Annotated in this window: 8 protein-coding genes; 5 read left to right on the top strand and 3 right to left on the bottom strand. The window is 64.8% G+C overall.

Translation table 11 applies throughout. From position 1 onward, the window contains the following. The first annotated feature begins 19 nt into the window (after positions 1–19). From ABFX23_RS14605 to ABFX23_RS14585, 5 genes are all read left to right on the top strand, one after another. Positions 20–2,368 (top strand): TonB-dependent receptor, encoded by a 2,349-nt coding sequence (locus ABFX23_RS14605; protein ID WP_346033727.1) that lies wholly within the window; start codon positions 20–22, stop codon positions 2,366–2,368. A gap of 26 nt (positions 2,369–2,394) precedes the next feature. Continuing rightward, positions 2,395–3,255, top strand: a complete 861-nt coding sequence (locus ABFX23_RS14600) for an alpha/beta fold hydrolase (protein WP_346033726.1) — start codon at positions 2,395–2,397, stop codon at positions 3,253–3,255. A 50-nt stretch (positions 3,256–3,305) separates the two neighbouring features. Then, positions 3,306–4,529 (top strand): spinster family MFS transporter, encoded by a 1,224-nt coding sequence (locus tag ABFX23_RS14595; protein WP_346033829.1) that lies wholly within the window; start codon positions 3,306–3,308, stop codon positions 4,527–4,529. A 123-nt stretch (positions 4,530–4,652) separates the two neighbouring features. Then, the gene (locus ABFX23_RS14590) at positions 4,653–5,948 is read left to right on the top strand and encodes a tetratricopeptide repeat protein (protein ID WP_346033725.1); all 1,296 of its coding nucleotides are present in this window, start codon (positions 4,653–4,655) and stop codon (positions 5,946–5,948) included. A 20-nt stretch (positions 5,949–5,968) separates the two neighbouring features. After that, the gene (locus ABFX23_RS14585; RefSeq protein ID WP_346033724.1) at positions 5,969–10,894 is read left to right on the top strand and encodes a hypothetical protein; all 4,926 of its coding nucleotides are present in this window, start codon (positions 5,969–5,971) and stop codon (positions 10,892–10,894) included. 117 nt (positions 10,895–11,011) lie between these two features. On the opposite strand, the gene ABFX23_RS14580 is transcribed toward ABFX23_RS14585, so the two are convergent. Genes ABFX23_RS14580 through ABFX23_RS14570 form a run of 3 tightly spaced genes read right to left on the bottom strand, consistent with a single transcriptional unit; the run spans position 11,012 to position 13,640 of the window. Beyond that, positions 11,012–11,599, bottom strand: a complete 588-nt coding sequence (locus tag ABFX23_RS14580; protein WP_346033723.1) for a hypothetical protein — start codon at positions 11,597–11,599, stop codon at positions 11,012–11,014. Then, positions 11,596–12,960, bottom strand: a complete 1,365-nt coding sequence (locus ABFX23_RS14575; RefSeq protein WP_346033722.1) for a sensor histidine kinase — start codon at positions 12,958–12,960, stop codon at positions 11,596–11,598. The genes ABFX23_RS14580 and ABFX23_RS14575 overlap by 4 nt, the downstream gene beginning before the upstream one ends. Then, the gene (locus ABFX23_RS14570; RefSeq protein ID WP_346033721.1) at positions 12,960–13,640 is read right to left on the bottom strand and encodes a response regulator transcription factor; all 681 of its coding nucleotides are present in this window, start codon (positions 13,638–13,640) and stop codon (positions 12,960–12,962) included. Before ABFX23_RS14570 ends, ABFX23_RS14575 begins: the two co-directional genes overlap by 1 nt. Positions 13,641–13,672 lie beyond the last annotated feature (32 nt).

Below are 13,672 nucleotides of genomic sequence, written 5' to 3'. Positions count from 1 at the left end.
CGTTCTTGGGAGATTACCGATGTCGAAAGCCACTCTCTGGCAATCCGCTGCTACTGCGCTCGTCCTGGGTGCATTCGCCATGCCCGCCCACGCGCAGGAGGCGGGCGATACGCTGCCGCAGGCCGAAGAGGCGCAGGGCGGCACGATCATCGTTACCGCGCGCCGCCGGGAAGAGCGGCTGGTGGACGTACCGGTGGCCGTGTCCAGCTTCGGCGCCGAAGAACTTCAGCAGCGTGGCTCCGTCGACATCACCGATATTGCGCAGGTCACCCCCAACACCACGCTGGAAGAATCGCGCGGCACCAACTCCACCCTTTCCGCATTCATTCGCGGCATCGGCCAGCAGGACCCAGTCTCCGGTTTCGAGCAGGGTGTGGGTATCTATCTCGACGACGTTTACCTGAACCGTCCGCAGGCCGCCGTTCTCGACATCTACGACGTGGAGCGCATCGAAGTGCTGCGCGGGCCGCAGGGCACGCTCTACGGTCGCAACACCATCGGCGGCGCGGTGAAGTACGTCACCCGCGAGCTGCCGGACGAAACCAGCCTGCGCCTGCGCGCCACGGCTGGCACCTATGGCCGTCTCGAAGGCGTCGTCACCGCCTCCACCCCGGTCACGGACCTTGTCCGCGTCGGTGGTTCGGTTGCGCGTCTTACGCGCGACGGTTTCGGCGAGAACCTGACGACGGGTGAGGAAAACTACAACAAGGATATCTGGGCCGCGCGCGGCACCATCGAAGTGGGCGGCAACGGCGAGCCTTACTTCATCCGTTTCTCTGGTGATTACACCAAGGACGAGTCCAACGCTCGCGGCGGCCACCGCCTGATCCCGGGGGCAACCTCCGGCGCGCCGGTGCTCGATGATGTCTACGACACGCGCGGTGGCCTGACTGATCCCGAGCAGGACGTGGAAGCCATCGGTGTGGCCCTCAATGCCCGCTTCGATCTGACCGATGCGCTGACCCTGCGTTCGATCACCGCCTACCGCAAGGACGACAGCGCCTCTCCGATCGACTTCGACGCGCTGGAAGTCGTCAGTTTCGACGTCCCGGCCTACTACCGCAATTCGCAGGTGAGCCAGGAAGTGCAGCTGCTGTGGGATGATGGCGGTCGCTTCACCGGCCTGCTGGGTGGCTACTACCTCAGCGCCACGGCCGACACCCAGTTCGACGTGCGTCTGTTCACCACCTTCGCCGGCTTCACGGCCTTCACCGAAGCGAACGTGGACACCGAAACTTTCGCAGTCTTCGGTGACTTCACCTATGATCTGACCGACCGGCTCAGCCTGTCGCTCGGGGGTCGCTATACATGGGACGAACGTACGGCGGATATCCTGCGACAGAACTACCTCGGCGGTGGTTCGCCGGTTTTCGGCGGCGAGGGCATCCCCTTCGGCGCTCCGGGCACGGACTTCCAGGGCACGGAGGACTTCGACAAGTTCACCCCGCGCGCCTCGATCAGCTTCCAGCCGACGCCGGATCACAACCTCTACGCCAGCTATTCGCAGGGCTTCAAGGGTGGCGGTTTCGACCCGCGCGGCGTGGGCGTGAACGCGCCTGCCGCAACGCCGGGAATGCCCACCGACGCCGAAGTGGCGGACTTCCTCAGCTTCGCGCCTGAATCGGTCGACAGCTACGAAGTGGGCTACAAGGGCAGCCTGCTGGGCGATGCGGTCTATGTCGCTCTTGCCGCTTTTTATGCCGATTACACCGATGTGCAGATTCCCGGCTCGGCCGCCTGCAATGTCGGCGGGATCGCCACGTTCTGCGGCGTCGTGACCAATGCGGGTGCGGCGGAGATCAAGGGCATCGAATTCGAAACCAATGCCCGCCTCGGCCGTGACCTGGCGACCGCCGGCGACGAGCTTCGCCTGTCCGGTTCGCTCGGCTGGATCGATGCCGAATACACCGAGTTCGTGACGCTGATCGGTGGCCAGCCGACCGATGTTTCCGATTTCCGGGAAGTGCAGAACACCCCTGAATGGAGCGGCAGCGCAACGCTGGGCTACACTACGCCTGTCGGCAGCGGCGATCTGTACCTCGGTTCGACCGTTTCCTACCGCAGCGAGACCTCGCAGTTCGAAGTCCCCAACCCGTTCCTCGATCAGTCGGGCTACGCGCTTGTCGATGCCAGCATCGTCTGGACGAGTGCGGACGGCGGGTTCAGCCTCGGCCTTTACGGACGCAACCTGACCGACAAGGAATACAAGACTTCGGGTTACACCTTCGTGGTGGCCGATCCGGCAACCGGGGAGATCCCGCTGAACGATGATGGCTTCCCGACCCCGTCGCTTGGCACGGAAGGGGCGCTGACCGCATTTTACGGCAATCCGCGCCAGGTCTACGTCACCGCCACCATCGAATTCTGATCCGCGCCTCGCGGACGGAAAGCTCGATGATGGACTATCGCGAACACCGCTATCAAAGCGCGTGCGGACAGCTGGAGCTGTTCGCACGCGACTACCCCGGTAATGGCCCGCCACTGCTGCTGATGCACGGGCTTACCCGCAACAGCGGCGATTTCGAGCCGCTGGCGCAGCACCTGGCGGGCAATTACCGGCTTATCGTGCCAGACCAGCGGGGAAGGGGGCTGTCGCAAAACGATCCCGTTCCGGCGAACTATCGCCCCGATGTCTATTCGAAGGACATGTTCGCCCTCCTGGAAAGCCTCGGCATCGAACGTCCCGGGCTGATCGGCACGTCGATGGGCGGGCTGATGGCCATGGTGATGAACGCGATGAAACCGGGCTATTTCCCGGCAATCGTGTTCAACGATATCGGTCCTGTCCTGGACCCGGCGGGCCTGGCCAGGATCGGCGGCTACGTTGGCGGAGGGGAACCCTTCGCGGATTGGGATGCCGCTGCAGAGGCCTGCGCGAGCATCAACGGGGATGCATTTCCGGGCTACGCAGAAGCGGACTGGCAGGCATGGGCGCGGCGCACGTGCCGCGAGCTTCCCGATGGCCGCGTCGCCTTTGCCTACGACCCCGCGATTGCAGACGGTTTTGCCGACATCGGCGACGAACCGCAGCCCGATATCTGGCCGCTATGGGAAGCGCTGAGCGACACCCCCGTGCTGGTACTCCGCGGGGCTCTGACAGACCTGTTGGCGATGGAAACCGTGCGCGAAATGGAACGCCGCCATGCAGGACCGTTTATCCACGTCGACGTGCCCGATCGGGGGCATGCGCCGATGCTGGATGAGCCGGTGGCGGTCTCGGCTATAACCGAATTCCTGAAAGAGCATGTAAATTGAGCGCGACGACCGCCAGCAAGCCCGACCCGAACCGCAACGTGGTGCTGGCCATGCTGCTGGTGGTCTACATCTTCAATTTCATCGATCGGCAGATCCTCTCCATCCTCGCCGCGCCTATCCAGGCCGATCTCGATCTCAGCGACGGCGAGATGGGGCTGCTGGGCGGGCTATCGTTCGCTCTGCTTTATTCGACCATGGCCGTTCCGCTGGCGGCCCTGGCGGACAAGACCAGCCGCAGCTGGGTGATCGCAGTCTCGCTCGCCGCGTGGAGCGGCTTCACCGCGCTGTGCGGACTTGCGCAGAACTTCTGGCACATCTTCCTCGCCCGGCTGGGCGTGGGTATCGGCGAAGCGGGCGGTGTGGCCCCCTCCTACGCGCTGATCGGGGATTACTTCCCCAGTTCGCAGCGGGCGACGGCGCTCTCGATCTATTCGCTCGGCATCCCTATCGGCTCCGGGCTTGGCGTGCTGATGGGCGGCTATATCGCCGCGACGGTGGACTGGCGGGCGGCGTTCTTTGCTGTTGGTCTTGCCGGCGTGATCATCGTGCCGGTGTTCAAGTTCCTGGTGCGCGACAAGGCCAGGCCAAAGGTGGCGGCGGACAATTCCGCGCCGCTGCCCGAGACACCATCACTCAAGGAAACCGCCGGTGTCCTCGCGCGCAAGAAGAGCTTCTGGTTCCTCTCCTTCGGGGCGGCCATGTCGTCCATGCTGGGCTACGGCATCGCTTTCTGGTTGCCGAGCCTGCTGATCCGCAGTTTTGCCTTCGACCTCGTGCAGGCGTCGCAGTTCTTCGGCGCGGTCCTGCTTATCGGCGGTGTAATCGGCGTGATGGCAGGCGGCCTTCTGGCAGACCGGCTTGGCGGGCGTGACCGGGCCTATTACGCATGGCTTCCGGGCCTGGCCTTCTTCCTCGGTGCGCCGCTGTTTGCAGCGGGCATCACCAGCAGCGACTGGAAGCTGGCCTTCGTGCTGTTCCTGCTGCCTCAGGCGCTGGCCTACATCTGGCTCGGCCCGGTTCTTTCCGCCGTGCAGCACCTTGTCGTGCCCGCCGCCCGCTCGACGGCTTCCGCGCTGTTCCTGCTCATCAACAATCTGATCGGCCTTGGTGGCGGCATCTACGCGCTGGGTGCGTTGTCCGATTTTCTCACCCCGATCTACGCCGACGAGGCCCTGCGCTATTCGATGCTCTATGCGCTTGGCCTGTATGGGATTGCAGCCTTGCTCATGACGCTTGCAGGCCCGGCTCTGCGCAGGGACTGGGTGGCCGAATAACGGCTTGGCGAATGCCTTACGGCATTTGTAATCTACCTAACGCAATTGTCATTCAGATCGCGCGCTCGATTATAATACCGCTCCCCACATTGGCCAAACAATCCAATGCTTGGGGGCATTTAGATGAAAAGAATACTCGGGTTCCGCACAAAGGCGGGGGCGACGGCGGCGTTGCTGGTCGCGCTTGCCTCACCTGCCGTTGCACAATCGGATGATGGTAACGCGGAGCGGGCCTTCGCCCAGCTTTCCGCACAGGCCGACGCCCGCGCGGGGGATGCGGAATTCGACTATGCGCTGGCCATCGCCGCCATCGACACGGGCCGCTACGGCGAGGCGATTATCGCCCTCCAGCGCGTGCTGGCCGTGCAGCCGGACAATGCCGCGGCCCGCGCCGAACTGGCGCGCGCCTATGCGATGGCAGGCGATATCGACACCGCGCGCGAGGAATTCGCGACCGTCGTCGACGATCCCAGCCTGCCGGACCCGGTGCGCCAGCGTTTCACCGGCTTCGTGCGCCAGTTCGACGAACAGATTTCCGGCGGTGGCAGCTCTGTCAGCGGCTTCGTGGATGCGCGCGTGGGGCATGACAGCAACGTCAACGCCGCAACGGACCTGACGACGCTCACCCTTCCCCTGTTCAGCTTCCTCGGCCCCGGCACACTGGGAGCCGGAGCGCGGGCGCAGGACGATGAGTTTGCCGAGATCAGCGCCGGGATTTCCGGGGTGCATGCCATTGGCCGTCAGGACAGGGTCTTCGCCAGCCTGCTGGGCACCGCGCGCGAGAATTTCGATGTTTCCGCATTCAGCCAGGAGAGCCTGACCGGCACGGCGGGCTATGCTCACTCCTTCGCCAATCGTGACGTAATCTCGATCAGCGCCCAGGCGCAGGTCTTCGCACTGGACTGGGACGGATATCGCGACAGCGTGGGAGCCATCGCGCAATACACGCACATGACCGGGCGGGGGCAGGCGCTGACCGTTTCCGCCCAGTACACCCGACTGAACTACGCAGGCCAGCCGCTTCTGGACGCAGACCGCGCCGCCTTCGGCGTTGGCTACGTCACGCAGAACCTCTCTGCCAGCGTGCAGGGCGGGATCGAGGAAACGCGCCGTGTGGCGGGCGACCATTTCTCCAACTGGTTCGCCACCGCGTCGCTCGGCGTGGAACTGCCGGTGGGCGAACGCATCGCGCTGGTGGCGGGCGGGGCCTTCGACCTGCGCCGCTACGATGCGCCCGATCCGCTTTTCCTCACCGAGCGATCCGACGAGCGCCTCGACCTGCAGGGCGGCATCAAGTTGGCGCTGACAGGCAGCATCTTCCTCCAGCCGCGGGTCACTTACACCCGCAACTGGAGCAACATCGCAATCTACGATTATGAGCGCTGGACCGCCTCTGTCGGCCTGCGTTTCGAATTCTGATGCCGACCGGGAGACTTCACATGACCAGCACCAAACACACCAATCGTCCCACCGGCAACCGTATTGCCGCGCTGCTGCTTTCCGCATCGGGCCTCGCGCTTTCCGCAGCGCCCGCCAGCGCGCAGGACGTTGTGTTCAGCGACAACGGCACCGGCAGCGTGAGCGTGGGCCAGCGCACTGCGCAGTCCGGCGGCGTGACCCAGCTTCGCCTGCAGGACCGCGTGATGCTGTCGTTCGTCGATAACGCCGAATACACCATCAGGGCCGATGGCGCGGTGGACCTGCATGCAGGCTCCGTCACCGTGGCAGGCGCGGACGGCGCAGCGGGCGTGATCCGCATGCCTGATGGAACGCAGGCGCGCGTTTATGGCACCGGTAGCGCGGGCAGCTTCAGCGTCGACGCGAACGGGCAGGGCAGGGGGCAGACGTTGACCGGGCTCGTCACCGTGACGCGCGGGAGTAGCGAGCGCGCTTTCCGGGCAGGCGAGCACTGGGCAAGTTCGGGACGCAGCGGCCTGCGGCAAGTGGTGTCGAACGGCGCGCAAGCCACGCCATCGGCCCGGCGTGCTGCGGTGGCGCGGATGGACCGGGGCGGCCCGGTAGCGGCGGCCCAGAACGGCCTTCCGGCCTCGCTCGGCGATGCGCTCGCGGCGGCTGGCGCATCCAGCGATATCCTGGGGGCAGCTCGCCGGGTGGAAGCGGCTGCGGCCAATCCCCGTCTCGAAACCTTCCCCAGTGGCGACCTGGCGCTACTGGTGGCGGCGGCTGGGCGGCTCGAGCGCGCTTATGGCCGCACACCCTTCCCGCAGGCGCAGGCCGACATCATCCGCGCCTACATCGGCTACCTGGCCGATGGTGGCTCGGGTGCGGAGTTCCTCACCGCCTATGCAGGGTTCGTCTCGCAATATCTCGACCTGTTGCGCAGCGGTGCACTGCCATCCGGGTTCGCTGCCGCGAGCGTGAGTGATATCAACGCCTTCCTCGCCTACCAGTCGCGCCTTGGTGCCTTGGGCGGACTCGCTGCGCAGGACCGGGCGCTGGTCGATGCCTACCTCGCATTCCTGGCGGGGGGCGGCGAGGTGGACGGCTTCACCGGCCGGTTCACGACCTTGGTGGAAGCCTATTTCGCCTTCGTTCGCGCAGGCGGCGATCCCGCAGACTTCAGCGGCGGTTCGGCAGAGCTGGTGAACGATTACATCGCGTTCCTGAATGACAGCGGCCTGCTGGTGCAGCTTTCGGAAGCGAACCGCGCGCTGCTCGCCGCCTATCTGGCCAACGGCGGCCTCGGCTTCGTCGGGGATTACCGAACCGCGCTCGATGCTTACTTCGCCTATCTTGCAGCGGGCAACCTGCCGAGCGAGTTCGACGCGCGGGATGTCGAGACGCTGCAGGCCTACCTCGAAGCGCTTCAGGCTGCCGGTCTGTTTGACACTTTGCCCGGTGCGCAGGCGGATTTCTTCGCCCGCTACCTCGCCTTCGTGCAGGGCAGCGGAGAGCCCGATGCCTTTGCCGGGCTGAATGCCAATATCTTCGCAGACTATGCCACCCAGTTGCAGGCATACTATAACTACCTGCTGTCGGGCGGCATCCCGAGCGCCTACGAAGCGCTGACGCAGCAACAGATCGCGGCCTATGTCGCCGCGCTGCAGACGGCGGGCGCGACGGGGGCGTTCCTGCCTGAACTGGGCGCGTTTTACGCAGGCTATGCCGAATTCCTGGCAAGCGGAGACAATCCCGATATCTACACCGGCCTTCCGGTGCTCAACCTGCCGGTATTTGCCGACGCGCTGAACGCCTACGCCGCTTTCCTCGCGAACGGCGGGTTGCCCAGCGATTTCAGCGCCACCGATCTGGACGTGCTGGCGAACTATCTCGCGGCGCTGCAACAGTCGGGACAGCTTGCCAGCCTGTTGGGTGCGAATGCCGATCTGCTGAGTGGCTACTTCGCCTACCTCGCGGGAGGCGGCAATGTGGACCAGTTCGCTGGCCTGCCGATCTACGCGGACTATGTCAGCGCCCTAGAGGCCTATTACGCGTTTCTCGACAATGGCGGTCTGCCGGGTGACTACACCGCGCTGACTGCGCAGCAGATAGAGGATTACCTCGCTGCGCTGGCGTCTGCGGGCGGGCTGGCATCGCAGCTTGGCGATCTGGGCACTTTCTACACCCGGTATTTCGCGTTCCTGTCGGCAGGCGGCGATCCCGCGGATTTCGCGGGCCTTCCTGTCTATGTCGACTACCTTGCCGCGATCGACGCGTTCTACGCCTACCTGCTGAACGGCGGTTTGCCGTCGGGTTACACTGCGCTTACGGCGGACCAGATCGAGGCATATCTTGCCGCGCTGGCCGACGCTGGCATTCTCACCGCGACCTACAGCGGTGAGCAACTGACCTTCTTCAACATCTTCCTCGCTTATCTTGCCGCGGGCGGAAATGCCGACCAGTTCTCCGGCCTGCCCAACGGCAGTGCGCCTGAACTGGGCGGGATCAACGCCTGGGTCTTCGGCGTGGATGGCCTGCGTATCAACTCGACGAGCGACGCGGAGATCACTGCCGACGGGCGGATCACACGGGTCAGTCTGAATAGCACGGCGGGCAACCAGGTATTCGACTACTCGGCACGAACCGCGGACCTGCGCGAATTCGGCCGTATCGGTAACGCCGTCGCATGGAGCCGATACTATGTCGGCAGCGGCCCCAGCGGCAGCAACATCAGCGAACACCTGCTGGTCGGCACGCCTGCGATCAACATGCCGACGAGCGGCATCGTGTCCTATTCCCTGATCGGCGGAACCGCGCCGACCGACCGGCGCAATACCGCTGGAAGCACGGCGTATTTCACGGGCGAACTTGGCGTTGCCTTCGGCGGCGCGGCACCGCTGGTGGGCGTGAATTTCGACGTGCTGACAGGCACAGAGGGATACCGGGTGCAGACGCCCGGCGGCGCGGCCAACCCGCTGGAAGGCGGTATGGGCGTCGATGCCAACGGACAGTTCGAGAACCAGAGCCTCGCCATCACCAACCTGACGGCCACTACCTGCAACGGTTATTGCCAGGCGCAGGTGTTCGGCGGGCTGTTCGGCGTCGGCGCATCGCACGCAGGTTTCACATACAACATCTTCGATCGGGAAGCGAACAACGCGGTGCAGGGCGTGGCCGTGTACGGCACCGACGGCACGCCTGTTGCGGGCCTGGGTACGCCGCCCCCGGCGGCCGACGTAACCCTGCCAAACCAGTCGATCGCCTTTGCCAACAAGCTGATCGGAGACGACGTGCATACGTTGAGCGATGTGACCTACAACGCCGACGGCATTCCCGTCGGCTACGAAGCGTCACTCGATCCGAACGAGGCGCTGACGAGCGGTGACATGGTACTGGCCGATACCGGCACGGCAGGCAGCGGTACGTTGTCCTGGGCGCGCTGGAGCGATGGGACGCCGGGCGGGAACTGGTACAACCAGACCCTGCAATCGGTGGGGCCGAACGGGGGCTATCACGTGATCGCGGGCGCTCCACTCACCAATATGCCGGCCAGCGGCGCGGTGGCCTATGACCTCATCGGCTTCACCACCCCCACGCGGCATGAGGAGAGCACGTCGACCGGGTCGGTTTCCGGCGGGGCTGCCGTGGTGTTCGGGGCAAGCCCGGTCGTGGCGCTGGATCTCGACATCACCAGCGGTCCGGACAGCTTCAACCTCTACACGGCCGGCAAGCTGACCAATCCTGAACAGAGCACGCTGGCAATCAATCCGCTGGACGGCATGTTCCACACGCTGGGCGTGGTGAACGGCTTTGCCGGCAGCGACAACGCCGTTTTCGTGGACTCGGCCTCAACATTCTGCGGCAGCACGTGCACCGGTTTCGTCGAGGGTTTCCTTGCAGGCGAGGGTGCCAGCCACATGGGCCTTGCCTATTCCATACGTGCGAACAGCACGCCCAGCCAGTTCATCGACGGCACAGCGGCCTTTGCGGCAGGCGACGCCATCGATCTGGGCGGTGGCTCCGGCGGAGGCACGAGCGGCTTTAGCGGCACGCGCGACGGCATCGTCTACTATACCTACTTCGAGGGTTCATTCGCCAGCGGGTTCGGCGGCAGTGCCGATCTCGTCGATGGCGAGCTGACGAAGTTCACCTCCGTCCTGGGAACGGTCGACGTCGCATCTGCCAACATCGTCGAAGCGGGCGACCTCGGTGACATGGCGTGGGCGCGCTGGACGGGGGGCACGGTCGAAACGCGCACCATCGTCGGCGATGTCGATAGCGTGGTCGGTGCGAATGGCGGCTATCACGTGATGGCCGGTACGCCGACGGTGAACCTTCCGGCAGGCACCATCGCTTACGAATTGATCGGCGGCACGTCTGCTACCGACAATCGCGGCTCTACTCCGGGCTCGCTGACTGGCGACCTCGCCATCGACTTCGCCTCGCTTGTTGTCGGCTACGACCTGTCGATGGAAGTGGGCGGCATGGGCTGGGCCGTCTCGACCAACGGGGGGGCGGCCAACCCGTCCGCCAGCCAGTTCGCGATCTCGATCGGCAGCGGTGGCTGGACGTTCGGCGGCCTGTTCAGCAGCACCGCCAACACTGTCACGGCGACGGGCAATGCCTGTGCCGCGACCTGTATCGTCAATGTCTCGGGCACTCTCTACGGCGCCGGGGCCGACCATGTCGCCCTTGCCATGAACGTAACCGACTCCAGCGCGGCGAACGGCACCATTGGCGCATCCGGCCTCGCGATCTTCGGACAGGAAGGCGCGAATGCGGCCCAGACTCCCGACGAAGCCAGCGCCTGGGCGCGGTGGGAAGTGCCGGTCGATGGTTCTCCCGCAGCAGGAGCGGCTGGCATGGTGGCGCCCGGCATCGATGCGATTGCGGGCATGGGTATCCAGTACTCGGCCGATCAGCTGGCGCAATTGGAAGCCTACCTCAGCCAGCAGATAAATTGATCTCGCCTCCCCCTTCTTGCGGTTGCCATACCGGTGAAGGGGGAGAAACGGGGGGAACTGGCCCGGCCGGTCCTTGCGGATCGGCCGGGTTTTTCTGCGTTTATGGCAGGATGCGTATTAGTTGGTGACGAGGTAGAACGCGCTCGGTCGTTCGCCGATGTTGCGCACGCGGATCCGGTAGCGGCTGGTGAAGATCGGGATCCAGCGACAGACGGACCGGGCCGCGGTCGGGGGAGGGGTGCAATTGCGTTGCCCCTCGTCTTCCACGATTTCCAGTTGCAGGGCCGTGCTTTCGACAGGGATGGCGACGACTTCGGCCTGTTCCCCAGCAAGGAAAAGCTGGGATGTTTCGCTCGCCTCTCCAGGGGCCAGCGAGCCGGAGCGGTAGGCAGGGCCAAGCACGCGCCCGCGGAACGGCACGGCATCGGTCTCCAAACCACGTTTGCGCGCCTCTACGAGCCAGTCCTGCGCCCTGTCGGCCTCACCATCGTCAGCCGGTTTGGCGCCAAGGTCCTGCAAGCGTGTGGACGCGTCTGCGAGCACTTGCGCCGAGCCATCCGATGCCAATGCCTTGTGACCGCGCACCAGCGTTTCCGCCACACGTTCAGCCGGTGCTTGCGCCGCCACGACGCGGTCGGCTTCGTGTTCCACGGAAGCGCATCCCGAGGCCAGGATCAGGGCGCCAAGCGCCGCAAGCTTCTTCACGAACCAATACCCTTCGTTATTTCGAATATTGCACCGGGATCGCCGTCCCGGCAATCGACTTTCAGGCCGTGCCGCAGCGCGATGGCGCGCACGAGCGCGAGGCCGAGGCCGTGTCCCTTGGCCTGGGTATCGCTGCGCACGAAGCGATTGAAAATGCGCGGCTTGTCCTCATCGCGCACGCCCGGACCGCTATCGTGCACCCGGATGACCGGACCCGGCTCCAGCACCAGTTCGACGAAGCCGTCTGCCGGGGTGAACTTGAAAGCGTTGTCCAGCAGGTTCGAGACCATCCGCGTCAGCTGCATCCTGTCCCCCTCGAACAGGACGCCGTCCGCGATATGCGCTTCGAAGGCGATGTCGGCCTCTGCGCCGCTTTCCTCGAACAAATCGGCCAGATCGCGCAGCATGGCGGAGAGGTCCACGCCCTCAAAGCCCGAGCGATCGCTGCGCCGGGCCTCGCTGGAGGCGATATCGAGCAGCGAATCCAGCATTCGCGCCACCCCGCGGATATCCTCGCGCGACTGGGCGAGAGTTGCCTGCACCTCGGCATCGCGGGTTTCCGAAATGGCCTGGCGCAATCGCATGTCGAGATGCATCAGCGGCGTGCGCATTTCGTGGGCGATCTGGTCGGATATGTGCCGATGCGCGGCGATCAGGCCGACGATCCGCCGGGCCATGGCGCTGCCGTTGCGGGCCAGGATGCCCAGTTCGTCGGTGCTGCACGATCCGGGAAAATCGATATTTGTCGAAGTGTCTCCGACTTCGGCGAACGCCCGGTTCAACTCATCTACCCGGCGACGCAGAGCGCGGGCGCCCAAGATGCCGAGCAGCAGCAGGGCGAGGAGGGCGAGGGCCAGCCCTGCCAGGAAAACGCTGCGCACATTGCTGAGGAGTGCAGACTGGCTGCCAACCTCATGAGCCACAACGATCCGCAAGTCCGCGTCTAGCTGCGTTGCCCTCGCGTAAGCCTCGCTGCCATCTTCCAAGGCGATGGTCCCGCTGGCGGAATTCTCTGCCGAGAGGCTGGGCCAGCGAGCAATGTCACCGCCGAGCCGCTGTCCGGCGGCATCCGCGAGCAGGTAGTGCCGGTCGGCCCGGTCATAAGCCTCCATCGCCAGGCGGTCCTCGATCCGCTCCAGCAATTCGTCCCTGCCCGAAGTGGCGTAGATATCGGCGAGCCCTGCCAGGTCGGTGTTCACGGCCTCGGTAAGCGCCTGCCGGGATGCACCGCGAACGTACCAGTCAGTTGCGAAGAACAGCGTGGCAAAGATGCCGAGGGACAGCACGACTGCGGCCAGCGTGAAGCGGCCGGAAAGCGAACGGATGAAGGAAACGCGTTCGTTGGAAAGCAGGGGGTCCATCAGGCGGTCAGGCGATAGCCCATCCCGCGCACCGTCTCGAGGCACGGCGCTTCGAAACCTTCGTCCAGCTTACGGCGCAGGCGATTGACGTTGACTTCGATCACGTTGGTCTCCGGATCGAAGTTCAGGTTCCACACATTACGCAGCAACATGTCCTTGGTGACGATCTCGCCGGCGTTCTCGATCAGGTACTTGAAGAGATTGAATTCCTTCGGGCTGAGCGGGATGTGCTGGCCCGCACGGTGAACGGTTCGCGCTTTCACGTGGCATTCGAAATCGCCGAACAGGATCACCGCGCTTGCCTCGCGGTTGGTTGAACGGCGATGCAGGGCGCGCAGGCGGGCAATCAGCTCGTCGGGTTCGAACGGCTTTGCCATGTAATCGTCCACGCCCGCGTCCAGGCCCTGTATCCGGTTTTCGGCCCGACCGAGGGCCGACAGCATCAGAACCGGCACGGCCACTCCGGCGGCGCGAAGGCGCGTGACGATCTCTATCCCGTCGAGGTCGGGCAGCATACGGTCGAGGATGATCACGTCGAATTCGTCCGATCCCGCCCGGCGTAGGCCTTTTTCTCCGGTATCGGCAAGCTCGATGTGTATGCCGTGCTCTCGCGCACCGTCGCGCGTGGCATTGGCGATAATCGCGTCATCCTCGACATACAGGACGGACAATTGCTGCATTGCTCTCCGGCTCGGTTTGCTCGGAGACGGAT

It is taken from the genome of Erythrobacter westpacificensis, from assembly GCF_039542285.1.
Taxonomy (GTDB): domain Bacteria; phylum Pseudomonadota; class Alphaproteobacteria; order Sphingomonadales; family Sphingomonadaceae; genus Alteraurantiacibacter; species Alteraurantiacibacter westpacificensis.
The sequence above is the reverse complement of the archived record's forward strand: the minus strand, read 5'-3'. Positions and strand labels throughout refer to the sequence as shown.

Excerpts from the sequence above, each read along its gene's own strand:
- ABFX23_RS14605 (WP_346033727.1), top strand. The coding sequence starts at position 20 with ATGTCGAAAGCCACTCTCTGGCAATCCGCTGCTACTGCGCTCGTCCTG.
- ABFX23_RS14600 (WP_346033726.1), top strand. The coding sequence starts at position 2,395 with ATGATGGACTATCGCGAACACCGCTATCAAAGCGCGTGCGGACAGCTG.
- ABFX23_RS14595 (WP_346033829.1), top strand. The coding sequence starts at position 3,306 with ATGCTGCTGGTGGTCTACATCTTCAATTTCATCGATCGGCAGATCCTC.
- ABFX23_RS14590 (WP_346033725.1), top strand. The coding sequence starts at position 4,653 with ATGAAAAGAATACTCGGGTTCCGCACAAAGGCGGGGGCGACGGCGGCG.
- ABFX23_RS14585 (WP_346033724.1), top strand. The coding sequence starts at position 5,969 with ATGACCAGCACCAAACACACCAATCGTCCCACCGGCAACCGTATTGCC.
- ABFX23_RS14575 (WP_346033722.1), bottom strand. The coding sequence starts at position 12,960 with ATGGACCCCCTGCTTTCCAACGAACGCGTTTCCTTCATCCGTTCGCTT.
- ABFX23_RS14570 (WP_346033721.1), bottom strand. The coding sequence starts at position 13,640 with ATGCAGCAATTGTCCGTCCTGTATGTCGAGGATGACGCGATTATCGCC.